The organism is Streptomyces sp. NBC_00568 (genome assembly GCF_026341855.1).
In the GTDB taxonomy this organism is placed as follows: Bacteria; Actinomycetota; Actinomycetes; order Streptomycetales; family Streptomycetaceae; genus Streptomyces.
The window spans coordinates 7,069,601-7,094,993 of record NZ_JAPENW010000001.1 but is presented as its reverse complement, the minus strand read 5'-3'; the positions used below and the strand labels follow the sequence as shown (position 1 = coordinate 7,094,993).

Annotated in this window: 20 protein-coding genes and 1 pseudogene; 10 read left to right on the top strand and 11 right to left on the bottom strand. The window is 71.1% G+C overall.

Features of this window, described 5'->3' with window-relative positions:
* The 3 genes from OOK38_RS30850 (at position 1) to OOK38_RS30840 (ending at position 2,449) form a co-directional block, all read left to right on the top strand.
* Positions 1-699 (top strand): CBS domain-containing protein, encoded by a 699-nt coding sequence (locus OOK38_RS30850; protein ID WP_266849031.1) that lies wholly within the window; start codon positions 1-3, stop codon positions 697-699.
* The gene (locus OOK38_RS30845; RefSeq protein WP_266849029.1) at positions 696-1,148 is read left to right on the top strand and encodes an OsmC family protein; all 453 of its coding nucleotides are present in this window, start codon (positions 696-698) and stop codon (positions 1,146-1,148) included. The genes OOK38_RS30850 and OOK38_RS30845 overlap by 4 nt, the downstream gene beginning before the upstream one ends.
* A 299-nt stretch (positions 1,149-1,447) precedes the next feature.
* Positions 1,448-2,449: a nitroreductase gene (locus tag OOK38_RS30840; RefSeq protein ID WP_266849027.1), complete on the top strand. Its 1,002-nt coding sequence runs from the start codon at positions 1,448-1,450 to the stop codon at positions 2,447-2,449.
* Between the two features lie 6 nt (positions 2,450-2,455).
* Here OOK38_RS30840 and OOK38_RS30835 read toward each other — a convergent pair whose 3' ends face one another.
* The 8 genes from OOK38_RS30835 to OOK38_RS30800 all read right to left on the bottom strand — a co-directional run bounded on the left by OOK38_RS30835 (position 2,456) and on the right by OOK38_RS30800 (position 12,169).
* Complete coding sequence (locus OOK38_RS30835; protein WP_266849025.1) at positions 2,456-4,822, bottom strand: heavy metal translocating P-type ATPase; 2,367 nt, start codon at positions 4,820-4,822, stop codon at positions 2,456-2,458.
* A 199-nt stretch (positions 4,823-5,021) separates the two neighbouring features.
* Positions 5,022-5,918, bottom strand: a complete 897-nt coding sequence (locus OOK38_RS30830) for a universal stress protein (protein WP_266849023.1) — start codon at positions 5,916-5,918, stop codon at positions 5,022-5,024.
* Positions 5,919-5,989: 71 nt separating this feature from the next.
* Positions 5,990-6,892 (bottom strand): universal stress protein, encoded by a 903-nt coding sequence (locus tag OOK38_RS30825; protein WP_266849021.1) that lies wholly within the window; start codon positions 6,890-6,892, stop codon positions 5,990-5,992.
* Between the two features lie 307 nt (positions 6,893-7,199).
* A complete protein-coding gene (locus OOK38_RS30820) occupies positions 7,200-8,075 on the bottom strand; it encodes a universal stress protein (protein ID WP_266849020.1) in 876 nt (291 codons plus the stop codon).
* Positions 8,076-8,327: 252 nt separating this feature from the next.
* Positions 8,328-8,537 (bottom strand): Hsp20/alpha crystallin family protein, encoded by a 210-nt coding sequence (locus OOK38_RS30815; RefSeq protein WP_323178855.1) that lies wholly within the window; start codon positions 8,535-8,537, stop codon positions 8,328-8,330.
* A gap of 122 nt (positions 8,538-8,659) precedes the next feature.
* Positions 8,660-9,577, bottom strand: coding sequence for a universal stress protein (locus OOK38_RS30810; RefSeq protein ID WP_266849018.1), 918 nt, complete (start codon positions 9,575-9,577; stop codon positions 8,660-8,662).
* A 289-nt stretch (positions 9,578-9,866) separates the two neighbouring features.
* The gene (locus OOK38_RS30805) at positions 9,867-10,064 is read right to left on the bottom strand and encodes a hypothetical protein (RefSeq protein ID WP_266849016.1); all 198 of its coding nucleotides are present in this window, start codon (positions 10,062-10,064) and stop codon (positions 9,867-9,869) included.
* A 386-nt stretch (positions 10,065-10,450) separates the two neighbouring features.
* Positions 10,451-12,169: a GAF domain-containing sensor histidine kinase gene (locus tag OOK38_RS30800; protein WP_266849014.1), complete on the bottom strand. Its 1,719-nt coding sequence runs from the start codon at positions 12,167-12,169 to the stop codon at positions 10,451-10,453.
* Between the two features lie 342 nt (positions 12,170-12,511).
* Between OOK38_RS30800 and ppdK the strand changes: the two genes are divergently transcribed.
* The 7 genes from ppdK to OOK38_RS30765 all read left to right on the top strand — a co-directional run bounded on the left by ppdK (position 12,512) and on the right by OOK38_RS30765 (position 22,937).
* Positions 12,512-15,196 carry a pyruvate, phosphate dikinase gene (gene ppdK / locus OOK38_RS30795; protein ID WP_266849013.1) on the top strand — a complete coding sequence of 895 codons (2,685 nt, stop codon included), beginning with the start codon at positions 12,512-12,514 and terminating at the stop codon, positions 15,194-15,196.
* 27 nt (positions 15,197-15,223) lie between these two features.
* Positions 15,224-15,931, top strand: coding sequence for a CBS domain-containing protein (locus tag OOK38_RS30790; RefSeq protein ID WP_266849011.1), 708 nt, complete (start codon positions 15,224-15,226; stop codon positions 15,929-15,931).
* A gap of 111 nt (positions 15,932-16,042) precedes the next feature.
* Positions 16,043-18,730, top strand: coding sequence for a bifunctional acetaldehyde-CoA/alcohol dehydrogenase (adhE, locus tag OOK38_RS30785; RefSeq protein ID WP_266849010.1), 2,688 nt, complete (start codon positions 16,043-16,045; stop codon positions 18,728-18,730).
* A 64-nt stretch (positions 18,731-18,794) separates the two neighbouring features.
* Entirely contained in the window at positions 18,795-20,009 is a 1,215-nt protein-coding gene (locus OOK38_RS30780) for a globin domain-containing protein (protein WP_266849008.1), read from the top strand.
* A 40-nt stretch (positions 20,010-20,049) separates the two neighbouring features.
* Positions 20,050-20,472 carry a hypothetical protein gene (locus OOK38_RS30775; RefSeq protein WP_266849007.1) on the top strand — a complete coding sequence of 141 codons (423 nt, stop codon included), beginning with the start codon at positions 20,050-20,052 and terminating at the stop codon, positions 20,470-20,472.
* Positions 20,473-20,675: 203 nt separating this feature from the next.
* Positions 20,676-22,247, top strand: coding sequence for an oleate hydratase (locus OOK38_RS30770; RefSeq protein WP_266849006.1), 1,572 nt, complete (start codon positions 20,676-20,678; stop codon positions 22,245-22,247).
* 225 nt (positions 22,248-22,472) lie between these two features.
* The gene (locus tag OOK38_RS30765) at positions 22,473-22,937 is read left to right on the top strand and encodes a pyridoxamine 5'-phosphate oxidase family protein (RefSeq protein ID WP_266849004.1); all 465 of its coding nucleotides are present in this window, start codon (positions 22,473-22,475) and stop codon (positions 22,935-22,937) included.
* 34 nt (positions 22,938-22,971) lie between these two features.
* On the opposite strand, the pseudogene OOK38_RS30760 reads toward OOK38_RS30765, so the two are convergent.
* The 3 genes and pseudogenes from OOK38_RS30760 to OOK38_RS30750 form a co-directional block, all read right to left on the bottom strand.
* Positions 22,972-23,801 (bottom strand): annotated as a pseudogene (locus OOK38_RS30760) (universal stress protein).
* Between the two features lie 209 nt (positions 23,802-24,010).
* Positions 24,011-24,451 (bottom strand): pyridoxamine 5'-phosphate oxidase family protein, encoded by a 441-nt coding sequence (locus OOK38_RS30755; RefSeq protein ID WP_266849003.1) that lies wholly within the window; start codon positions 24,449-24,451, stop codon positions 24,011-24,013.
* A 114-nt stretch (positions 24,452-24,565) separates the two neighbouring features.
* On the bottom strand, positions 24,566-25,240 hold the full coding sequence (locus OOK38_RS30750; RefSeq protein ID WP_266849001.1) for a pyridoxamine 5'-phosphate oxidase family protein: 675 nt from the start codon (positions 25,238-25,240) through the stop codon (positions 24,566-24,568).
* Positions 25,241-25,393 lie beyond the last annotated feature (153 nt).

Here is a 25,393-nt window from a genome sequence, read left to right as displayed (position 1 = left end):
ATGCGGAGCAGCCCTCACCGGGTGGGTGACGTGATGACGGGTGCCGTCGTCGCGGTGGGCCGCAAGGCCCTGTTCAAGGACATCATCGAACGCATGGAGCGGTGGCAGGTCAGCGCACTTCCCGTACTGGAGGGCGACGGTCGGGTGATCGGGCTGGTGTCCGAGGCCGACCTGCTGCCCAAGGAGGAGTTCCGGGACAGCGATCCTGACCGCGTCACCCAGCAGCGCCGGCTGTCCGATCTGGCCAAGGCCGGAGCGGTGAGCGCCGAGGAGCTGATGAGCACGCCGGCCGTCACCGTGCATGCCGACGCCACACCTCGCTCATACCGATTGCCGTCCGCCTGGTGCGTGGCGTCGAGGGCGTGGTGGGCGTCGGCTGTCTCCTCACCGAGGTCGGCGAGGAGTGAGAGTGACAGTGAGCCTGGCTTCGCCGGTGCGGACAGCTCCGTCCGCGTCGGTCCTAGCAGGGTGGCCCGCAGATGCTCGTCGTTGTCGCCTCCTGCGGTGGCCGGCCGGGCTCGCGTTGCGTCGTCGGTGCGGACGGCGGTTGAGCGTCGTGGTGCGGTCCGCCCGCTCCGCCGAACCGCACCGGGGCCGAACGGTCCCTGTTCGCACCCGATCGGCTCATCGGCCCGCCGTGCCGTCCGCGTTCCACTGGAACCGAACAGCAGGAACATCGTCCGGGGAGGCCGGCCATGACAAGCGCAGCACCGGATACGACGACCGAGCGAGAGCCGCAGGGAACAGTCGTTCACGAGTTGGACGTCACCCACGTGCACGGTGACGCGTACGCGGTGGACATCCGAGGTCACCGGCTCCTGGTCGACCAGCCCGTGGACGCGGGCGGAACGGACACCGCGCCGACCCCCGTCGAGTTGTTCGCCGCGTCACTGGCCACCTGTGTGGCCTTCTACGCGGGCCGCTACCTCCAGCGCCACGGTCTGCCGCGGGCCGGACTGCGGGTCCGCACGGGTTTCACCATGGCCACGGACCGTCCGGCGCGCGTCGAGTCCATACGCCTGGTCATCGTCCCGCCACCCGCGCTGTCCGCCCAGCGCCACGCGGCGATGCTCGCGGTCGCCTCCCACTGCACCGTCCACAACTCACTCCACGAGCCCCCGGTGATCGGCATCGAGCTGGAGGCCTGAAGCCGGGCTTGACCCAGTCCGTACACCGCTCGCCCCGCGAGTGATGGACCCCGGGCCCCGGCGGGTGTGGGCTCTTCGGTCCATGACGGGCGAACGTCCTGCACACGGGCGGCGGGCCACAGCTCGGCAAGAACTGAACCGATCGACCGAACAGTGCCGGATCGGGGGCGTCCTGTCCGCAGGCTCCAGTTTCGCGGTCACCCGGCCGGCACCGCACGCCCGGGACCGCCGTGGAATAGTGGAGAGACGGGAATCGCCCTTCCGTGAATGGCCGGTCGGCCTGAAGGGAGGCAGGTCCGATGTCCGTACGTGAACTCGACACGACGACCGTGAAAGCCCTGGTCGAAGACGCCGCAAGGGCCCCCTCCATGCACAACGCGCAGCCATGGAGATTCCGGTTTCGGCGCGCTGACAGCACCTTCCGGTTGTACGCGGATCTCGAGCGCGCCATGCCGCACGCCGACCCCACCACCCGCGGTCTTCACCTGGGTTGCGCCGCTGCCCTCTTGAACCTGCGCGTCGCCGCCACCCATGCGGGCTGGGCACCGGTCACCGAGCTGCTGCCCGACCCCGCCGACACTCGGCTGCTCGCGGCGGTACGGCTCACCAGCCCTGCCCTTGCGGTCAATGAATCCGCGGAAGACCTAGCGCCGCTGTATCCGGCGGTCCACCGGCGCCACACCAGCCGTCAGCCTTTCACCGACGAGGCGATACCGCAGGCCCTCAAGGACGCTCTGTGCGCCGCCGCCCTCCTGGAGGGCGGACATCTGGTCTTCCCCGGCGCGTGGCACGTGGAGACGCTGCTGGACCTGGTGCACGACGCCGAGGGCCGCGACGCCATGGACTCCGCCGCCTCGGAGGAGCTGAGGCAATGGACCCGTAGAGGAACGGGAGCGGCCGAAGCGGCGAGCGACGGGATACCGGAGAACGCCTTCGGCCCTCGCGAACGCTCCGGCAGGGCGCCCGTGCGTGACTTCGCCGGCAGGCGCCCCGTTCCCGGCCGCGAGGCCGCCGCGTTCGAGAACACGCCCCAGCTCGCCGTACTGGGCACCGCGGGCGACGGGCCGAGGGACTGGTTGCTGGCGGGCCAGGCCATGGAACGCGTTCTGCTCCAGGCCACCCTGGACGGGCTCGCCACCTCACTCACCTCCCAGGCCCTCGAATGGCCCGAACTCCGCTGGGCCGTGCGCGACCCGGAGTCGGCGATGGGATTCATCCAGATGGTTCTCCGGCTCGGATACGGCCCGGCAGGCCCCGGCACACCGCGCCGCCCCGTGCACGAGGTACTCGACATCGAGTGAGCCCTCTCATGAGCCCTGGTGGCGGCCTCCGTCGGGCGGAGAGGCCGCCAGCGAGAAGTAGTTCTCCTCTTCCTGGGTGAAGTGCAGACGCAGGACGGTGTTCAGGCCGTAGAGGCAGGATCGCAGGTCGTCGAGTTGCCCGGGAGCCAGGCCGCCGTCGGCATGCGACAGGTCGAGATGCGTCGCTATCCGCCGGGCGAGCCGTGCGATCTCCGTGTGGGCACGGCTCATGGTGGCGGTGGCCTCGGGCCCGCCGAGCGCGGGGGCAAGAGCCGGATAGAGCTCCTGCTCTTCGGCGTTCTCGTGCGGCAGCAGCCGCTCGGTGAGCAGCCTGTGCACCTCCTCGACAGCCGCGAGGGCTTGGGGGCCGGGGCTGTCGGAGACCCGGTCGGCCGCGCCGCGCACGGCTTCGAGGACGTCCTGGAGGTCGTCGTGTTCGGCCGCGAAACGCTGGACGAGTGCCTCGGCGGCGGGGGTGAGCGTCGGCCGCGCGGCCTGGTCGACGCGCAGCGCGCGCAGGGCGTTGAGGATGACCGCGACGTCGATCCCTTCCTGGAGCAGGGCGCCGACAGCCGGCGGGAGCAGGCCGAACGCGGCCGCGATCATCGCGGCCAGCGACATCAGCATGCCTCCCAGAGCGCTCTGCACGGCGATTCGCCGGGCTCGTACGGCGATGGAGACGGCGTCCGCCAGACGGTCCACACGGTCGGTGGTCAGCACGATGTCTGCCGCCTCGGAGCATGCCGTGGAACCGCGCGCTCCCATGGCCACGCCGATGTCGGCCGCCGCGAGCGCGGGGGCGTCGTTGACGCCGTCGCCCACCATCACGGTGACCGCGTGCGCACGCTCGGCGCGTACGGCGGCGACCTTGTCGGCGGGGCCGAGCTCGGCGAGGACGTCGTCGAGACCGAGGACGGCGGCGACCTCATGGGCGGGTTCGGCGCGGTCGCCGGTGAGCATCAGCAGCCGTTCGATGCCCGCCGCTCGCAGATGGCGCAGAGTGCGGGGCGCGTCGGGTCGTACGGGGTCCCGAAGGAGGACGGCACCGGCCGGACGGCCGTCGACGGTCAGCCAGGCGACGGCCGCGCCGTCGAGGAGCGCGCGGTTGTCGACGGCCCTGGCCCAGGGCGCGCGCGTGTCCGAGGCGGCGACGCGGCCGACCGACACCCGGTGGCCGTCCACCGTGCCGACAGCGCCCCTGCCGGGTTCCTCGCTCACCTCCGAGGGAACAGACAGGCTCAGCTCGCGTTTGTGGGCCGTGTCGACGATGGCCCGGGCGAGGACGTGCGGCGAGTACTGGTCGACGGATGCCGCCAGGCGGAGCACTTCCGCGGGCTTACCGCCGGGCGGGGCGATCACGTCCAGCACGCGGGGACGTCCGGCGGTCAGTGTGCCGGTCTTGTCCAGCAGGAGCGTGCGGGCCCGGCCCAGGTTCTCCAGGGCGCCGCCGCCGCGGACGACCACGCCGAGGCGTGAGGCACGGGAGAGGCCGGAGACGATCGCCACCGGTGCGGCCAGCAGCAGCGGACACGGGGTGGCGACCACCAGGACGGCGACCGCCCGGACCGCGGAGCCGCTGACCAGCCAGGCCAGACCCGCCACCGCGAGGGTGAGGGGAAGGAACCATGCCGCGTAGCGGTCGGCGAGGCGTACGACGGGCGCGGACTCGGCGCCCGCCTCCTGGGCCAGCCGCACGATGCCGGCGTAGGTGCTGTCCCGCTCGACGGCGGTGGCGCGGAGTTCAAAGGCGGCGCCCGCGTTCACCACACCGCTGCGTACGGATTCCCCGCGCGACCGCTCGGTCTGGAGGGGCTCGCCGGTGAGCGCGGATTCGTCGAGGACGGCGATGGCACTCTCCACCCGGCCGTCGACCGGAACCACTTCCCCGGGACCCACGACGAGCAGGTCGCCGGCACGGACCTCGGCCGACGGCATCACCCGTACGCCGGTGGCGGTACGCAGGCGGGCGGAGCGCGGGGCTCGCTCCAGGAGAGCGCGCAGGTCGCGCGAGGCACGCCGCTGCGCGGTGGCCTCGAGGGTGCGGCCGGTGGCGAGCATCAACGCGATCAGGGCCCCGGCCAGGTATTCACCCACGGCCAGGGTGCCTCCCAGGGCGAGCACGGCGATCAGGTCCACACCCACGTCTCCGTGCCGCAGCGACGCCAGCACCCATCCGGCCGCCGGCACGACGGCAGCGACCGTTCCCAGTCCCCAGAACAGGTCCGCCAAGGTACCCGCGCCGACGATCCAGGCGATGCCACCTGCCAAAAGGGCCACAGCCGTGACGGCCAGGAGGACGGCACCAGCGGGTACGGACACGGTCTTCTGAGACAGCCGCCGCGATCGTGCCGCAAGGGCGGTGACGCGATCCATGGCACACACCTCGGTCCGTCCGAACGTCACGGCTTTCGCTTCGGTCCCTTTCATCCACACCGCGCCGTCCGGCCCGCGTGGCAGGGTACGGACGGCCCGGCCGCCAGGCCGTTCGGCCGTCGCCTCACCCGTCGCCGGACCCGGCCGGAACACGTTCCCGGGGCCGGGCGGGGCGGACGGCGGCCGAGCGGCGCGGCTGTCAGTCGTGCGGGACCAGCACGACCGGCTGGGGCACGTGGTGGAGCAACGCGTGGGCCACCGGGCCGGTGTGGGCGCCGACCGCGGTATGCCGCCGACGACGGCCCACCACCAGTAGTCCGGCCCCGCCTGCCGCGCGTACGAGGACGTGGGCGGCGCGGCCCTCGTGGAGGTTGGCCTGGACGATCACGCCGGGGTACTTCGCGCGCCAGGGTTCGAGCAGCTCCGCGAGCGCGCGCTCCGCCGCCTCCCGGATCCGCGTACGCTCCTCGACGCCCGGGACGCCTCTGGTGAGCGGCACGTGCCAGGCGTACGCGGCGCGCAGCGGCGCCGCACGGAGTTCGGCCGCGCGGAACGCGTGGTCGAGGACGGCGTCGCAGGGCGCGCCGACGTCGACGGCGACCGCCACGTCACGGTGGGGTGTATCGGTCGACGGCTTTCCGAGAGCGTCAGGGAGGTGTTCGTCCGTCGCCGTCTCGCCCTCCCGTACGAGGACGACGGGCCGGTCGACGTGAGCCACGGTGGCCATGGCGACCGACCCCGAGAGGAACCCCCCGACACCGCTCGCCCCCTGGCTTCCGATGACCAGCAGCTCAGCGATCTCCGCCTCGGCGAGGAGCGCTGGACCTGGCTGCCTGCGCACCTGCTCGGCGGCGATGTACAGCGCCGGATAGCGCTCGTGCAGTACGTCGACGGCCCCGCGCAGCACTCGCCGCGCGTGGTACTGCGGTGCCCGGATCTCGGGCAGGGCCGCGGCGGTGCCGTCGTCGGGCAGGCCCTCGCAGGCGTGCACCAGACGAAGCGGCAGTCCGCGGCGAAGGGCTTCCCTGGCCGCCCAGTCTGCGGCCGCGAGGCTCTCCTTCGAACCGTCCAGGCCGGCTACGACTGGCCTTGTCATGGCCGTCACCTCCTTCGTCCGTTCCGCTGTCGCGTGTCCTTCGAGAGCAGGCACGCGCTCTCGGGGCTCCTCTAGAGATGGGGTACGACGGCGACGGGGCAGCCGACGTGGTGGATCGCGGCATGGGTGACGGGCCCGGTTCGGGGGCCGAGCGGGCGTTCGGCGAGGCGGTGGCCGACGACGAGGAGACTCGCTCCGGTCGCGGCCCTCACGAGCGCGGTCGAAGGCTTGTCGTCCACCACCGTCTCCAGGACCTCCACGTCGGGGTACTTGTCGCGCCACACCTGGAGCACGGCCTTGAGGAAGCCCAGCCATTCCTCGCCCTGCCAGGACTCCTGGACCATGCCGATGTCGCCGGGTCCCAGGCCGATCGGGCCGGCGGTGTGCCAGGCGTGCACGGCCCGCAGGCGCGCGTGCCGGAGCCGGGCGGCCTCGAAGGCGAACTCGATGACCTCGTCGCAGCCCTCGTCGAGGTCCACGGCCAGCACGACGTCCCGGTAGCCGGTATTCGTCGCGGCGCTTCCTTCGCGGGTCGGCACATGCTCGTCGGCCGCCTCCTCGCCCGCCCGGACGAGAACGACGGGACGCGTCGCCTTCGCGACCACACCCAGTGCCACGGAACCCACGAGGAATCCGGTGAAGCCGCTCAGTCCGCGAGATCCCAGGACCATCAGGTCGGCCTGGTCCGCCGCCTTCAACAGGGCTGCGGTGGCGGGGCCTTCCGTCTGCTCGTCGGTGAGGCGGACGCCGGGACACTCGGCGCGGACGCGTTCCTCCGCCCGGCGCAGCGAACTCCGCGCCAGATTCCGCTGGGCTGCGCCGGCGATCTCGCCTTCCTGGCGGCGGGGGTGCCAGTCCCAGGCGTGTACCAGGTGCAGCGGTCGGTCACGCCGCTCGGCCTCGCGGGCCGCCCATGCGGCGGCGGCCAGACTCTCGGTGGATCCGTCGACTCCTACGACAACGGGCGAAAGCATGTCGGCACCTCCAGGGCTCGGTCTGTCGTCCGGTACCAGCGTCACGCTGCGGCCCGCGCGGGGGCAGAGGCTGCCCGGTCCCCTCCGGGGGCCGTCCGGCCCCTCTGTGTGAAGCCCTACGCCGGTCCGGAGAAGGAGGAGAAGGAGCTGACACGTCTCACCGGGTTGAGCGCAGACCGCTCGATCCGGCAGCCCGACGCTGATCGGTGAGCGGCCGGACGGCGGCACCGTCAGCAGAGGCTGCGGGGATGGCGGAGCATCAGGATGTCGGGCTGCCCGGGACGCCACGCACAGGCGCGAGCGACGCTCACACCGTGTGCGGTACGACCGCCACCGGGCAGTCCGCGTGGTGGAGGAGGGTGTGGCTCACCCGGCCGAGCTGAAGCCCGAGGTGGCCGTGCCTGCGCCGGGCCCCGACGATCACCAGGTCGGCGGCTGCCGAGCGGCGCACAAGGACGCTGTGGGCCGGTCCCTCGACCATGACGCGCAGCACCCGGACATCCGGATGGTCTGCCTCGGCGCCCCGCAGCAGCGTGTCGAGCAGGTCGGAGGCCCGCTCCTCGTGCCCTCGTGCCGGTTCGTCCGCGAGCGCGGGATCGTCGGCGCTCTCGTGCGCGGGGCGGCGCCAGGCTCGTACGACGTCCAGGGCACATCCGCGTGCCTCGGCCTCGCTGAAGGCGAAGCGCACCGTCTCCTCACCGGTCACCGGCTCGCCCGCACCCAGCAGGATCCTCTCGTGGGAGCCGGCCAAGCCCGCCTTGTCGCCCCGGACAACGATCACCGGGCAGCTTGCACGGGCCGCCACGGCCAGGCCCACGGAGCCGAGGAGCAGGCTCTTCAACTCACCGCGGCCGCGCGCTCCCGTCACGAGCGCGAACGCGTTGTCGCCCTCGCGCAGGAGAGCGTCCACCGCGTCGTCGGGGACGATTTCGGTGGTGACCTTCACCTCCGGATCGCGGCGCCCGGCACGTTCGGCCGCGGTGGCCACGAGATTCTCCAGGAACACGCGCTCCGACGGGCGGCTCAGACTGTGGGACGGAACGGCCCGCTCGTACCGCTCCCAGCGTGAGGCGTGCACCAGCCTCAGTGGGAGACCGTGCCGGGCGGCCTCGTCCACCGCCCAGTCAACCGCCGTCAAGCTCTCATCGGAACCGTCGATGCCCGTGACCAGGGGAAGTGTCATCGTCCCCACCGCCTTCCATGCAGCACAGGGGTCCACTTCACCGTCGCACCCGTCAGCGCGCCGCACGAGGGGCGGACCGGCCCTTGGCGGGGACGTTCGGCCCATTTCTACCCATAGCTCCGAACGTCGCCGGAGGCTGCTCGAGGTCTTCCTGCGCACTGCCGACGAGACGTCGAAGGAAGCGTCGCAGCGGTGTGCGCGGCCGGTGGATCACCAGCCGCGCACACCCGATGCGGCCCGACGTGCCCGCCCTCAGCCGCGCCGCACCTGGATGGTCCTGGTCCCCGTCTTCTCCTCCGGGGCCGGGACCGTGATGGTCAGAACACCGTCCTTGTACTCCGCTGTCGCCTCCTCGCCCCTGGCTCCAGCCGGCAGACGAACGGAACGGGCGAAGGTGCCGTAGCGGAACTCCGTACGGTGCTTCTCCTTCGTCTCCTCACCGCGTTCGGCCCGCAGGGTCAGAACGTTGGAGTCACCCGGCGCGTGGGCCGACCGGGCCCCTGAGGCAGCCGGTCGACTCTGGCCAGTGGTCCTCCTTCGCCCGCGCCGCGGTGCCGACGCCGCGGACGGACCGTTTCCACACGTCAGTCGTGCGGCACCACTGCTACCGGCGCGGAGGCGTGCTGCAGCACCGCGTGCGCCACAGGGCCGACGCGGCCGCCGACCAACGCGTGCCGTCTCTTCCGCCCGACGACGACCAGCGACGCGTCCCGCGAGGCGTGTACGAGGTGCCGGCCCGCGCTGCCGATGACGGCCTGCGCCCGCACCTCCACCCCGGGGAACTTGCCCCTCCACGGGCGCAGGAGGTCGTGCAGCCCGAGGCGTGTCTCCTCCGCCAGTTCGGCGTCGAGTTCCGAATCCGGGGCGGCAGCGTGGCCAAAGACGGCGGCCGGGTTCCAGCCGTGAACGACCCGCAGGCCGGCCGCACGACGCGCGGCGGTCTCGAACGCGAACTCGACGACGGCGTCGCCCGGTTCCTCCAGGTCCAGCCCCAGCACCACGTCACGGTACGGACTGCTGCTCGCTGCGGCGCCACCCGTGGCGTCTGGCAGATGCTCGTCCGCGGCGTGCTCACCGGCCCGTACGAGGACGACGGGCCGCTCGGAGCGCGCCACCACGGCGAGGGCGACCGAACCGACCAGGAACCCGGCCACGGCGCCCAGGCCCCGGGACCCGAGAACCAGCAGTTCGGTGTCCTCCGCTCCTGCCAGCAGGGCCGGGGCGGCCTGCTCATCGGCCTGCTCGGTGGTGATCCGCAGGCCGGGGTGGCGGTCCCTGAGCCGGGATTCCGCTTCGCGCAGCAAGTGCGCGGCCCAGGCGCGCTGCGCCTCGATCGCGTCCGGCGCCGGAACCCCCGGGAAGGGAGGGTGCGGAGAACCCGATGAGGGCCCGGCATGCAGGAGACGCAGGGGTGCCTGTCGTTGCACTGCTTCGCGGGCGGCCCAGTCTGCGGCGGCGAGGCTTTCGGGCGAGCCGTCGAGGCCGACGGTGATGGTGGGCATGTACGAACCTCCTTCGGGGATGCGCCGTCAGTCTCGGGTCCACGCGCGTCCCACAGGGGGCCAGAGGTCCCGGTCAGGGTCCGATCGGCCCAGGGCACGGGAATTGACGTCATGTCAGTCCGGGGACGCCCTGCAGCGGGTCGCGCGGAGGATGGGTCCCGCTGACCAGCCGACGGAGGAAACGAGCCTCCAAGCGGGCGGAGCGGGGACATCGGCACTGTCGCCGCGCTCAGCAGCATGGGCCGGGGACCAAGTCCCCGGCCCAGCAGAGCACTGGCCGCAAGGCACCTCAGCAGTGCACCGACGTGCGGTGGTCCTTCCGATCCGGCCGGTGCGGCGCCTCCGGCAGCGTCTTGTGCGACCGACGGAGCAACAATCGGACGGTGAGACCGTCGAAGGCCGCGGCGAGGACAGCCGTCAGACCCACGGCCAGCACGAGCAGCACCGCGAACCGTTCCCAGAACTCCGGTGTGAGACTGGTACCCACTGTCCTCACCCTCCCTGGTCGGCGTCGTTCTTCTTGCCTCCAGCCAACTCCGCCCGCGGTTGGGGTGCATGAGCCGAGGGGGCCGTACAGAGGTCCGGATCGGACCTTGCGCGTGGGGCCGCGCGGTCCTTGAGCCCGCCGAGAACGGGGTCGGGGCGGTCGCATGAACCGGCCACCCGGCGCGGGCGGGATGCGACCCGGAACCCTCGTTCCTCCGGGAAGCCCCCTCCCCCCGACGAGCGCAGGCATCGCCGTAACGCGCGAGCCGGCCCTTTCCCGGCGCCGGCGTGGGCAAGGCCACTGCGGACTGTCGCGGCTCAGCAACCTCGTCACTCCCACGTGGGACCGCAGAAGGAGTCGAGCGCGGGCGCTGTGTGCCCCAGCCCCTACAACCTCTGCGCCGGCACGCGCCAGACCAGCGCCGTGCCGCCGCCCTCGGGTTCTCCCAGCTCCAGCTCACCGCCCAACTGCTCGGCGCGCTCAGCCATGTTGCGTAGCCCACTGCGGCGCCCGTCGGCGGGGATGCCCGCACCATTGTCCGTGACCGACAGCCGTACCTCCCGCCCGTCCGTGGCCAGGACTACGTCGGCACGGTCCGCATGGGCATGCCGGGCGATGTTGGTCAGGGCCTCGGAGAGCACGGCCATGACGTGGTCGGCGATCTCCTTCGGCACGTCGGTGTCCAGCAGACCCTCCATACGGAGGCTGGGGGCGAAGCCGAGGACCTGCGCGGCCTCTCCGACCCCCCGTACGGCACGGGTCCGCAGGCCGGCCTCTCCTGCGCCCTCGCGGCTACGCAGGCCGAAGATCGTCGATCTGATGATCTTGATGGTCTCGTCGAGGTCGTCGACCGCGCGCACCACGCGCTCGGCGGCCTCCTCGTGCTCGATGAAGCGGCCGGCGCTCTGCAGCGTCATGCCGGTGGCGAACAGCCGCTGGATGGCCAGATCGTGCAGGTCACGCGCGATACGGTCGCGGTCCTTGAGCACCGCGACCTGCTCGGCGTCCTGTCGGCGTTCCGCCAGCTCCATCGCGATGGCGGCCTGTCCGGCGAAGGCCTGCAAGGTCTCGGTCTCCGTCGCGGAGAACACCGGCTGGCCAACCCTTCGTGCCAGCAGGACCACACCTCGTGGATCCGCGTCGCCCGCGCCGATGGGCACGGCCACGGCGGGGCCGAGTCCGCCGAACCGCGGGGGTTCCGGGGAGATGCGCTCGTCATGGGTGACGTCCGCGCTGGTGACGGAGGCGGCGCCGGAGAACGCCAGCCCCATCAGGCTCTTGTCCATGGAGAGCACGAGACCCCGGTGCGCCTCGGCGTCCATCCCGACGGCGATCTCCACGGCGAGCGACCTGGTGTCCTGCATGGGCAGAGCGACGGCCGCAAGGGCGGATCCGGTGATCTCACCGGCCCGCTCGGCGATCAGAGCGAGGACCTCGGCGCCCTCGCCGCCGGACATCAGACTGTGGGTGATCTCGGCGTTCGCCTGGAGCCAGCGTTCGCGCAGCCGGGACTCCTCGTACAGCCGGGCGTTGTCGATCGCGACGCCGGCCGCGACGGCGAGCGTCTGCGTGACCGAGACGTCTTCCTCGTCGAACGGGGCACCGCCCCGCTTCTCGGTCAGGTACAGGTTGCCGAAGGCCTGGTCGCGCACCCGGATCGGGACACCGAGGAAGGTGTTCATCGGCGGGTGGTGCGCCGGGAAGCCGTACGAGGACGGGTGCTCCGAGATCTTGGCCAGGCGCAGTGGCTCGGGATGGCGGATCAGTTCGCCCAGGATGCCGTGGCCCTCCGGATACGGTCCGATGGCGGCGATCTGCTCCTCGCTGACACCCACGGTGTGAAACGCGGACAGGCGCCTGCCGTCCGGGCCGATCACGCCGAGCGCCGCGTACTCCGCGTCGACCAGTACCGCGGCGGCCTCCACGATGCTGTGAAGAGCCTGCTCCAGATCCAGCTCCCGGCCGACCGACAGCACCGCCTCCAGCAGGCTGTGCACCCGGTCACGGGTGCCACGGGCCGCGTCCAGCCGCGCCTGCAGTTCTTCCAGCAGCTCGTCCAGCCGCAACTGAGGCAGCCGCACGCGAGCCTCCTCGGGGCTTTCCACCCTGCGCTCCTCCAGGTCCCTCAACACACGAACACACGAACGGTACCGGTCATGTTCACGGTAATCGTCCGCCGTAGCGGGCGGTAGCGGATCGAGCCGAGTGCGCGGTACTCCGCATCGGCGCCTACGAACCATGGGACAGCGGTCCTGACCTGGACCGCAGCCCCATGCGCCTCACACCCCACGCCGGACCGCTCTCGGGCGCGCCCACCGGGGAGGAACGGACCTCCACTGGGCCGGTCGGCCCACGGGAGGGGACCGACAGCACCTGCCCCTCGGGTCCCCCCGGGCCGGACGCTGGAGACATACCCAGCCCGGAGCCCATCGAAGGAGACCGGCGTCATGGTCCGTTACGTGTACGACTTCACGGAAGGCGGCCGTGACCTGGCCGACCTGCTCGGCGGCAAGGGCGCGAACCTGGCCGAGATGACCCGGCTGGGCCTGCCGGTCCCGCCGGGCTTCACCGTGACCACCGAGGCCTGCCGGGCCTTCCTGGCCGACGGCACCGAGCCGGACACCCTGGCCGGTGAGATCTCCGAACACCTCACCGCGCTGGAAAGGGCGGCGGGACGACGGCTGGGTCGGCCCGACGACCCGCTGCTGCTGTCCGTCCGCTCGGGGGCGCGGTTCTCCATGCCCGGCATGATGGAGACGATTCTCGACATCGGCCTCAACGACGACTCCGTGCTCGGCCTGGCGAAGGTCTCCGGGAACGAACGCTTCGCCTGGGACTCGTACCGCCGCCTGGTGCAGATGTTCGGTAGCACGGTCATGGGCGTCGACAGCTCTGTGTTCGAGAACGCCATGGCCACCCTCAAGCGATCACGAGGGGTGACGAACGACCTGGGGCTGAACACGGCTGACCTGTCAGGCCTCGTCGGGACGTACAAGAACCTGATCCGAAAGGAGACCGGCCAGGACTTCCCGCAGTCCCCGGCCGAGCAGCTGCGCCGCGCGGTGCTCGCCGTCTTCGAGTCGTGGAGGGGCGAGCGCGCCCGGGTGTACCGCCACCGCGAGCACATCCCGGAAGACCTGGGCACCGCGGTCAATGTGCAGATCATGGTCTTCGGCAACCTGGGGTCCGAGTCGGGCAGCGGCGTCGCCTTCACCCGTGACCCGTCCACGGGCCGGCCCGGCCTGTACGGCGACTACCTGGTGAACGCGCAGGGCGAGGACGTCGTCGCCGGCATCCGCAACACCGTTCCCCTGACCGCTCTCGAGGAGCTGGACCCGGTCTCCTACGGCCAACTGCGCGGTCACATGGGAACTTTGGAGACGCACTACCGGGATCTGTGCGACATCGAGTTCACCATCGAGCGGGGTCGGCTGTGGATGCTGCAGACCCGCGTGGGCAAGCGCACCGCCGAGGCCGCGTTCGCCATCGCGGCAGAGCTGGTGGACGAGAACCTGATCACCCCTGACGAGGGGCTGGCCCGGGTCGGCGGGGACGGTCTGGCCCGGCTGATGTTCCCTCGGTTCGACACCTCGGACATCGGCGAGGCGCTCGCCCATGGGCTGCCTGCCTCGCCGGGTGCGGCCGTGGGCGCGGCGGTGTTCGACTCGGCCGAAGCGGTCCGCCGGGCCGCCGCGGGCGAGCACGTCGTCCTCGTACGTCAGGAGACCACCCCCGACGACCTGCCGGGCATGATCGCCGCTCAGGCGGTGCTGACCAGCCGCGGCGGCAAGACCAGCCACGCGGCCGTGGTAGCCCGTGGCATGGGCACGGTGTGCGTGTGCGGCGCCGAGGAACTCACCGTCGACTCCGCGGCACGTCGCTTCACCGTGGGCGGCACCGTCGTCGAGGAGGGCACGGTCGTATCCGTCGACGGCTCCGAGGGCGCCGTGTACCTGGGTGCGGCTCCACTCGTCGACTCCGTGGTGATGCGCTACTTCGAGACGGGCGAGCGGTCCGACGGGCTGGTCGAGGCCGTGGCCCGCGCCATGGAACGGGCCGACGGCGTCCGGCGGCTGGAGGTGCGGGCGAACGCCGACACCCCGGAGGACGCCGCCCGCGCCCGGCGATTCGGCGCACAAGGCGTCGGGCTGTGCCGTACCGAGCACATGTTCCTCGGCGAGCGCCGCAAGCTGGTCGAGGCGATGATCCTGGCCCGCGACGAGGCCGAGCGCGAGAAGGCGCTCGTCGCGCTGCTGCCGCTCCAGCGGCAGGACTTCATCGGCATCCTGAAGGCGATGGACGGCCTGCCGGTGACCATCCGGCTCATCGACCCGCCCCTGCACGAGTTCCTGCCCGACCGCACCGACCTCGCCGTGCGCATCGCCACCGCCGAGGCACAGGGCACCGTGCCCACCTCGCACGACACCGAACTCCTCGACGCGGTCAGCCGTATGCACGAGGAGAACCCGATGCTCGGGCTGCGCGGCGTCCGTCTGGGCCTGGTCGTCCCGGGGCTGGTCGCCATGCAGGTGCGGGCGATCGCCGAGGCGGTCGTGGAGCGCACCAGGGCCGGGGGCTCCCCCGAGGCGGAGATCATGGTCCCCTTGGTCGGCGCCGTCGAGGAACTGCGCATCGAGCGGGCCGAGGTGGAACGCGTCCTGGCCGAAGTCTCCGAGGAGTCGGGCATCCCCGTGCACTGCCCGGTCGGCACCATGATCGAGCTGCCCCGGGCCGCACTCACCGCCGGCCGGATCGCCGAAGAGGCGGAGTTCTTCTCCTTCGGCACCAACGACCTCACCCAGACCACCTGGGGCTTCTCCCGCGACGACGTCGAGGCGGCCTTCTTCTCCGCCTATCTCGACAAGGGCATCTTCGCCACCTCACCCTTCGAGACCCTCGACCGCGACGGTGTGGGCCGGCTGGTGCGGATCGCGGTCGACGAGGGCCGCGCCGCGCGCCCCGACCTGAAGATCGGCGTCTGCGGCGAGCACGGCGGGGACCCCGACTCCGTTCACTTCTTCCACGCGAGCGGCCTGGACTACGTCTCCTGCTCGCCGTTCCGCGTCCCGGTCGCGCGGCTGGAGGCCGGACGGGCAGCACTCCCCGGGTCGCGACCGAGTGACAGCAGGTGACGGGAGAGCGCGGAGAAGGTGGTCGGCATGGCCCGCATCGTCGGTGAAGTGATGACCCGCGATGTCGTCGAGGCACACCGGGAGATGTCGTTCAAGGATGTCGTACGGCTGCTGGACCGGCATCGGATCAGCGGGCTGCCCGTCGTGGACGCCGACGACAAGGTCGTCGGCGTGATCTCCCAGACCGATCTGATCCGCCGCCAGGCGGGCCGGTCTGCGGGCGCCCGGGTACGACGGCTCCGGATTCCCCAACTGGGCCGGTCCGCCCGGCGCGCCTCCGCCGACGCCGTGACGGCGGAGGAACTGATGTTGACGCCCGCGATCACCGTGCATCCGGAGCAGCGGATCGCGGACGCGGCACGCGTGATGGAGCGTCACGGGGTCGAACGCCTTCCGGTCGTGGACGAGGAGGACCGGCTGATCGGCATCGCCACCCGGCGCGACCTTCTGCGTGTCTTCCTGCGCACGGACGACGAGATCCGCCGGGAGGTCCGCGACGAGGTGCTGGCCCACACCCTCGGCCGGCCCGACCACGGGGTGGCGGTCTCGGTCCGCGACGGCATGACCACGCTGGTGGGGGTCCTGGAACACAGCGGAGACCTTCCGCTCGTGATCCGGGGGACGTATCGGGTGGACGGTGTGGTGGGCGTCGTCAACAGACTGACCGTCCCCATCGCTTCGGGGCCGGTCGGCCCCGCGAAGGGACCAACGGGGCCTGGGGCGGAACGTAGCTGACGAGAGACGCTGCCGGTGTGAGCGGTACCGGCCACCATCCCCCGCGGTGCCGCTCCCTCCCCGCGCCGCCGATCGTGCGGTGCCGCCCTTCAACGACGGAGGCTCGCCCCCATGACCCGCCACGACGACCGCAGCGCGACCACCGACCCCGCCGCCGCGCCGTCCGAGATCGCCATAGCGGTGGACCGCCTGGTGACGAACGGGCTCAAGGCACTGGCCGACTACGAGGCGCTCGATCAGGAACACGTCGACCACATCGTGAAGAAGGCCTCGGTCGCCGCGCTGGACCAGCACACGAAGCTCGCTCGGCTCGCGGTGGAGGAGACCGGGCGGGGTGTCTTCGAGGACAAGGCGGCCAAGAACATGTTCGCCTGCGAGTACGTCACGCACAGCATGGGCCCGATGAAGACCGTCGGTGTCATCGCTCGCGACGACATCGACGACATGACCGAAGTGGCCGAGCCGGTCGGCGTGGTGTGTGCGATCACCCCTGTCACCAATCCGACCTCGACCACCGTGTTCAAGGCCCTGATGGCGCTGAAGACGCGCAACCCGATCGTGTTCGCCTTCCATCCCTCCGCCCAGGGCTGCAGCACCGAGGCGGCCCGCGTCGTGCGTGACGCCGCCGTCGCCGCGGGCGCTCCAGAACACTGCGTGCAGTGGATCGAGATCCCGTCCGTGGAGGCGACCGGCACCCTGATGCGTCACCCGGGTGTCTCGCTGATCCTCGCCACCGGCGGCAACGCCATGGTCAAGGCCGCGTATTCGGCGGGCAAGCCCGCTCTCGGCGTGGGCGCCGGCAATGTCCCCGCCTACGTCCACCGGAGCGCGGATCTGCGCCGGGCCGTCAACGACCTTGTGCTGTCCAAGTCGTTCGACAACGGCATGATCTGTGCCTCCGAACAAGCCGTCATTCTGGACGAGGAGATCTACGACGCGGTCCTCGCCGAATTCCGCGTCCTGCACGCCCACTTGGCCACCGCCGAGGAGAAGGCCAAGCTGGAGACCTTCCTGTTCCCCGTCGGTGCCGCGGGCGCGGGCTGCGAGCCCAAGGTCAACTCCGCGGCCGTCGGGCAGAGCCCGGCGTGGATCGCCGAGCAGGCGGGCTTCACCGTCCCCGCCGACACTTCCCTCATCCTGGTCGAGGCGGCGCGAGTCGGGCCCGACGAGCCCCTGACCCGCGAGAAGCTCTGCCCGGTCCTCGCGGTCCTGCGCGCCGGCTCCGAGCAGCAGGGCTTCGACCTGGCCGCCGACATGGTCGCCTTCCACGGCCAGGGTCACAGCGCCGTCATCCACACCCAGGACCTCGCGCTGGCGGAGTCGTACGGCAGGCGCATGAAGACCGTGCGGATCATCGTCAACGCGCCGTCCTCGCAAGGCGCCATCGGCGGCATCTACAACAGCCTGCTGCCGTCGCTGACGCTGGGCTGCGGTTCCTGGGGCAGCACGTCGGTGTCCAACAACGTCTCCGCCGCCCAGCTGCTGAACATCAAGCGCGTCTCGGTGCGCCGCAACAACCTGCAGTGGTTCAAGGTCCCGCCGAAGATCTACTTCGAGCCGGGGGCCATCCGCTACCTCGCCTCCATGCCGGACGTCCACCGCGTCACCGTCGTCACCGACGCGACGATGACCCGCCTCGGTCTCGTGGACCGGGTCGAGCGCGTGCTGCGGCGTCGCCGCGAGCCGGTCACCATCCAGGTCATCGACAACGTCGAACCCGAGCCGAGCATCGACTCGGTCCGGCGCGGCGCCCGCCTGATGGGCGACTTCCGCCCGGACACCATCATCGCCCTCGGCGGTGGCTCTCCCATGGACGCGGCCAAGGTGATGTGGCTGCTGTACGAACAGCAGGCCGAGGGCAAGGACGTCGACTTCGCCGACATGCGGCACAAGTTCTCCGACATCCGCAAGCGCGCCTTCCGCTTCCCCGTCCTCGGCAAACTCGCCCGCCTGGTGTGCATCCCCACCACCTCAGGCACCGGCGCCGAAGTGACTCCGTTCGCCGTCATCTCCGACCCCGCCACCGGCAAGAAGTACCCGCTCGCCGACTACGCGCTCACCCCGAGTGTCGCCATCATCGACCCGCTCCTCACCACCGCGCTGCCCCGGGCACTGGCCGCCGACAGCGGTTTCGACGCCCTCACCCACGCCATCGAGGCCTATGTCTCCGTCTACGCCAACGACTTCACCGACGGCCTCGCCCTGCACGCGATCCGGATGATCTTCGACAGCATCGAGGCGGCGGTGAACGACCGCGCGGCCCGGCCGGAGGCCCAGGAGAAGATGCACAACGCCGGGACCATCGCCGGCATGGCGTTCGGCAACGCCTTCCTCGGCATCGTCCACGCGATGTCCCACACGCTCGGCGCCACGTTCCACGTCGCGCACGGCCGCACCAACGCCGTTCTGCTGCCGCATGTCATCCGCTACAACGGCACGATCCCCACGAAGCTCACCGGCTGGCCCAAGTACGAGAGCTACCGCGCCCCCGAACGCTTCCAGGACATCGCGCGCACCCTCGGGCTGCCCGCCGCCACCCCGGCCGAGGGAGTCGAGTCGCTCGCCTCGGCGGTGGAGCGGCTCCGCGACGCGGTGGGCATCGAACCCACCTTCCAGGCCCTCGGGGTCGACGAGCGCGCCTTCCTCGAAGCCCTGCCCCAGCAGGCTCTCAACGCCTACGAGGACCAGTGCGCGCCCGCCAACCCCCGGATGCCGATGCTCGACGACATGGGCGAGCTGATGCGCGCGGCCTACTACGGCCATGGCACGGAGACCGGCGGCACCGTTCCTGCGCACTGAGACGCTCCGGCCGAGCCGGCCCGCCTCCTCTCTCCCCTTCACCTCGTACTTCCCAGGAGGATCCATGCTGTCCGCGGAATCCGCCGCCCTCGTACGGGCGACCCTGCCCGCCGTGGCCGGAGCGCTCGACGACATCACCGCCCGCTTCTACGCCACGATGTTCCACGACCGGCCCGAACTCCTCGACGGGATGTTCAACCGGGGCAACCAGGCCAGCGGCGCCCAGCGCCGTGCCCTGGCCGGCTCGATCGCCGGATTCGCCGGCGCGCTGCTGGAGAACCCCGACGCGCGTCCGGACGCGCTGCTCTCCCGGATCGCCCACAAGCACGCCGCTGTCGGCGTCACCGACGACCAGTACACGATCGTGCACAAGTACCTGTTCGGTGCGATGGCGGAGGTCCTCGGCGAAGCGATCACCCCGCAGGTGGCTGCCGCCTGGGACGAGGTCTACTGGCTGATGGCCGGGGCCCTGATCGGCCGGGAGGCCCTCCTCTACCAGGACGCGGGCGTACGGCCCGGCGAGACCTGGCGGCCCTGGACGGTCGTCGAACGCCGTACCGAGACCCCTGATGTCGTGTCCTTCCTGCTCCGTCCGGCCGACGGCGAGCGCACGCCGCGGGCCCGCGCCGGCCAGTACGTGAGCGTCCGTGTGCGCATGGCCGACGGCGTGCACCAACTGCGCCAGTACAGCCTGTCCTCCGACCCGGGCGGAAAGCTGCGGCGGATCACTGTGAAGCGGGTGACGGGTGACGCCGACGAACCGGACGGCGAGGTCTCCAACCTGCTCCACGACCGCGTCCGCGAGGGGGACGAGCTGCTGCTGTCCGCACCGTTCGGAGACGTCTTCCTCGACGACCCGGTGGATGCCACCACCCCCGTCGTGCTGGTCTCGGCCGGTATCGGCTGCACCCCCATGACCGGCATCCTGGCCCACCTCGCCGCCCTCCGCTCGATCCGCCCGGTACTGGTCCTGCACGCCGACCGCTCCCCCGCCGACCACCCCCTGCGGGCCGAGACACACGACCTCGTCGGGCAACTGCCGGGCGCCCGGGCCGTCTTCTGGTACGAGCACCCCGGACCGGAGGAACCCGATGCCCGTACCGGCCAGATGGACCTGAGCGGCACACAACTCCCCGACAACGCCAAGGTGTTCCTGTGCGGTCCGGTGCCCTTCATGCGAGGGGTGCGCGGACAGCTGCTCGGCGCCGGGGTTCCCGCGCGACGCATCCGCTACGAGGTCTTCGGCCCCGACCTGTGGCTGCCCGGCAGCACGGCCTGAACCGCACGACATTTCTGACGCCCCGAAGGAAGGACCCTCGATGACCAGCGACAACACCCAGGACCCTCCCCTTGTTCGGCTGCGCTCCGACGGCGCCGTGGACGAGGAGACACTGGCCTACGCCCGTACGAAGATCGACGCGGTCGTGGGGAGGCCGGGCCTGCCCGTCGTCACCGGCGAGGTGCACGTCGTGCGAGCGGCCGCCCACCACGCCGGCCACCCGTGGTCGGCCACGGCCGACCTGCGCGTCGGCGGTCGTCAGGTGGTGGCGGCGGTCGAGGAGGCGACGGGCACGGAGGTCGTCGACCGGCTCCAGGACCGGCTGCGCCGCCAGACCGAGAAGTCCGCCCAGGCCTGGAACAACGGACACCGGACGACGGCCCCGCCGTGGCGCGTCACGACCAAGCCGTCGCGTACCGCCGCCGGACCCGGCAGCGCGGCGGAGGACTCCCGCACGGCGTGATCCGGCGGTCGCGACGGTCCGGTCCGTCACGTCCACCGACCGGACCGGGCCTGTCCGCGGCCTGCGGATGATTCCGCCGGTCCCGACTCTGAGGGCCGTCCGGGCCCGTGAGGTGACCAACGGCCCACTGACGCAGGGCCTGGCGGCAGGAAACCGTGGGAGGCGCGGTTCCCGATCGATGTGCGAGGACGAGGAGTTGTGTGATGGCGAAGGCATATCTGGTGGGCAGCGGGATCGCGGCACTGGCCGCGGCGACGTTCCTGATCCGAGACGGCGGCTACAAGGGTTCCGACATCCACCTCTTCGAGGAACAACGGACCCTCGGCGGCAGCCTCGACGCGGGGGGCACGCCGGACGCCGGCTACACCATGCGGGGCGGTCGCATGTTCGAGGCCGAGTTCCGCTGCACCTACGACCTGCTGTCCGGCATCCCCACCCTCGACGACCCCACCGTCTCGGTGACCGACGAGATCCTGGCCGGACATGAGGACTTCGCCTGGGACGACATCGCCCGGCTCGTCGACGGGGACGGCAAGATCGTCGACACGACCTCGATGGGATTCTCCGAACGTGACCGGCTGGAGCTGGTCCGCTGCCTGGCCACTCCCGAAGGGCACCTGGACGGCAAGCGGATCACCGACTGCTTCGGTGAGCACTTCTTCACCACCCACTTCTGGTTCATGTGGTGCACCACGTTCGCCTTCCAGCCCTGGCACAGCGCGATCGAGTTCCGCCGCTATCTGAGGCGCTTCGTCCACCTGTTCTCCGAGTTCGCGTCCATGTCGGCCATCCACCGGACCCGCTACAACCAGTACGACTCCATCGTCCGCCCCCTGACCGCCTGGCTCCGCGAGCGCGGCGTCAACGTGCACACCGGCTGCCACGTCACCGACCTCGGCTTCACCCCGGGCCTCAGGAGTGGCACGGTCGAGACCATCCACCTGAGCCGGGGTGGCTACGACGAGAAGGTCGCCGTCGCGCCCGAGGACCTGGTCCTCGTCACCAACGGGTCCATGACCGATGCCTCCAGCCTCGGCTCGCACACCTCCGCGCCTCCGCCGGCTCCGCATCGCTCGGACGCCTGGCTGCTGTGGCACCGGCTGGCCCGTGGCCGCGACGACTTCGGCAACCCCGACGCCTTCGACAAACACGTGAAGGAGTCCCGCTGGGAGTCGTTCACGGTCACCACCAAAGACCCCGCCTTCCTGAAGGCCCTCGAGGAGTTCAGCGGACGTCCGGCCGGCAGAGGCGGCCTGATGACCTTCACCGAATCCAACTGGCTGCTCACCATCGTCGCCAACCGCCAGCCCGTCTACCGCGACCAGCCGGAGGACGTCGGGGTCTGGTGGGGCTACGGCCTGTTTCCCGGCCGCGCGGGCGACCACACGCCCAAGCCGATGACGATGTGCACGGGCCGCGAGATCCTCGAAGAGGTCCTGCACCACCTTCCGTTCGACGAGCGGACGGCGGCCCGGATCCGGGAGACCTCCACCGTCGTGCCCTGTGTGATGCCGTACATCACCAGTCAGTTCCTGGCCCGTCGCCGCGACGACCGGCCCCGGGTGGTCCCGAAGGGGGCGGTCAACCTCGCCTTCATCGGACAGTTCGCCGAGGTGCCCGACGACGTCGTCTTCACCGTCGAGTACTCCGTACGCACCGCCTGGACGGCCGTGGTGCAGCTCCTGAAGCTGGACAGGCATCCGCCGCAGGTCTACAAGGGCCATCACGACCCCCAGGTTCTGGCGGCCGCTCTGGAGACCATGCACCGTCGATAGGCCACCGAGGTGCGAGGGCTGTTCGGCCCACGACGGGGACCATCGGCACCTGTGCGAACGGTGTGGCCCGAGAGACAGTGAAGGCGTGAGCGACACCGGTCCCCCGCGGTGTCGCTCACGCCTTCACGTGGGCACCGGGCCATCCACACGATCGAGAGATCTCCGGCGCGCGCGTGGCTGCGGAGACACACGAGCATGAGCGACCCGACGATACGGAATTCTGCGATGGCCAGCGACAATGACCCGTCGAACGCCTCAGAGACGCGGAGCAGCGTCGCGCTGGACGGCGGCGAGGCGCTACGGCTCCTGGGCAGCGTGTCCCTGGGGCGGATCGTCTTCACCCGGCAGGCGCTGCCGGCCATCCGCCCGGTCAACCACGTCCTGGTCGACGGCGACATCGTCATCCGCACGCATGGTGACGCCGCTCTGACCCGGTACACCCGACAGAACGAGAGTGAGGGGGCCGTCGTCGCGTACGAGGCCGACGACATCGACCCCGACACCCACCTCGGTTGGAGTGTGGTCGTCACGGGTTATGCGCGACTGGTCACCGATCCATGGGAACTGGCCCGCTATCGGACGTTGTTGCGTCCGTGGGTGTCACGGACGATGGATCACGCCGTCCGCATCAGCCCCGTTCTGGTCACCGGGGTTCGCCTCACAGCCGACGGTCCGGCCCCGTCGGCCTGAACGGGTCTCGCCTGCGGGACCGGCCGGCGGCGGGTCATCTCTGGGGCACGACGACCACCGGGCAATGCGCCCGGCGCAAGAGTGTGTGGGCGACCGGGCCGAGGCGCGGGCCGAGCACACTGGTACGGCGGTGGGCACCGATGACGACCACCGCAGCCTTCCGGGTCGCTGCCAGCAGTTCGTCCCCGGGAGCGGCGCGGACCGTGTGGGTCTCCACGGTGACTCCGGGGTACCGTGCCTGCAGTTGGGCGAGGGCGTAGCGGGGTACGGCCTCCTCCGCCCGGGCCTCCCTGGCCATGTGTTCCTGGCCCGGACTGCGCGTCGGTATGAGGGAGGTCAGTTCGGGAGTGATGTGCCGGTGGCTCCAGGAATGCAGGACACGGAGCCTCGCACCGCGCCGCTCGGCCTCCTGGAAGGCGTACGCCGCCGCCTGCGTGTCCGTGTCGTCCGCCAGTCCGAGCAGCACGTCCTGCCCGTCGTCGCACGGGTGGTCCCGCGGACCACCAGGAGCGGTCCTTGAGTGAGGGCGGCCAGCCTCAGGCTCACCGAACCGAACGCCGGGCCGGTCAACGCGCCCAAGCCGCGTGTTCCCACGACGGTCAGGACCGCGTCCGCGCTCTCGCAGGCCAAGGCACGTGCCGCACCTTCCTCTGTCACGACGGTCTCCACGAGCAGGTCCGGATGCCGCGCGTGTGTGCGTGACACGGCGTTGCCCAGGATCGGTGCGGCCTCGTCCCGGTCGGGAACCGCGTACAGCACGCGCAGGCCGGTGCCGTGCCGTACGGCCTCAGCCGCGGCCCAGTCCAGCGCCCTTGCGGAAGTCAGAGAGCCGTCCACTCCGACGACTATGTGATGCGAGGTCATGGCCGTACCCGTCCCTTCCTCGAGTGACCGTTCGACGGAAGGGGCGCTCGTCCAACGCGCCGGCCTTCCTCCAACGATGCTCCTCGTGGGTCATCACCTCGGGCAGAAGCCGGGAGGCCCGAAGTGACACCGAACGGCCCTTGTTCCAGGGGCCGTTCGGACGGGAAAGGGACAGGTGATGAGGTCTTGACGGACGTGGCGACGGGGGTTCAGGAAGGGGGATGCACGCCGTACAAGGTGCCCCCGCCCACGAGTTCGCGCCCGGTGACCAGCTCTTGGGCGATGCGCACGAAGACCTCCTGCGGCGCCGGCGCCCAGGAACGCGGCCCGGTCCTGAGAAGTCGTGCGTGCTCGACGGCATCGGTCACGAGGGTGGCCAACCCCATGGCCACGACGCTCCAGCCGGAGTGTGCGACAGCGTCGACCTCGTCGGCCTCGAAGGCCACCACGGCTCCGTCGATCGCACTCGCCAGTTCCGACGAGGCCGAGGTGCGCACCACCACCGCGCCGTCACGGTCCAGGCGGAAGTTGACCGGCAGGACGGCGGGCAACGCCTGCCGCGTGTACACGATGCGTCCCACGGGCACGGTGACGAGCAGGGCCAGGCATTCCTGCCGGTCGAGTTCGCGGAATCCGTCGTTGGCGTACATAGGCCTTCTCGTCTCTCACCTGACAAAGCGGTACTGCGCTGGTCGTCCTCAACCGGGCGAGAACCCCCCTCAGCCAGAGACCGTGGGTCCCTGACCTCCCGAGTGAGAGCCTGTTCAGGCCACGATGCGACGTCCCGTGACGGCATACGGTTCGATGCGCACCCACATGTCGCGCCGCCCACCGCTCCACGGCGCACTGTAGGTCTGCTCCGCGAGCCGATGTTCTTCATCGGTGTCTGTCACCGTGCGCGCGTACCCGCGCGCCAGCACGCTCCATCCCTGGCTGAAGGTGTCGTCGACACGGTCGACCTCGAAGGCGACCACGCACCCGGACGCCAGCGACGGTGTAGCACCGCGAGCCGTTCTGAAGACGATCGCGTCATCGACGACGCTGTAGTTCACAGGGACGATCACCGGCCCGAGCTCCGTGGCCACCGCGAGCCTTCCGACACCGTGCGTCGACAGCAGCTCGGCGCACTCGGCCTTGCTCAACTCGGTGAATTCGGGAGCGCGCCCGGCCTGTTCACGACCGGGTGGCACATCAGCATCTCCGCCGGTGAGCGCCGAGACCGTGGTCCGTAGCGCTGCCGCCAGCGTGAGGAGCGCGCCTCGGTCGGGCGCGGCGTCAGGGTGTTGTTCCAGGTGGGTCACGTAGCTGGGGGCCATACCCGCTCGCGCGGCCGTCTCTTCTGTCGTCAGACCGAGTTGGGCGCGGCGTGCGGCGAGTCGGCGGCCCAGGTCGCCCGACGGCAGATCCTTCGGCGCGTTCGCCTGTGTCTGTTCGGTCACGGCCTGTCACGTCCTCTCGTCAGGCCGCCGAGACGGCGACCTGCTCGTCCGATGGCTCGTCGAGCACCACCTTCATGGCGCTCCTCCCCATCCGCTCTCGAATAGCGAAATTGCCCCATACATCCACCTTGTCCAATCATTAACCGATCCGCT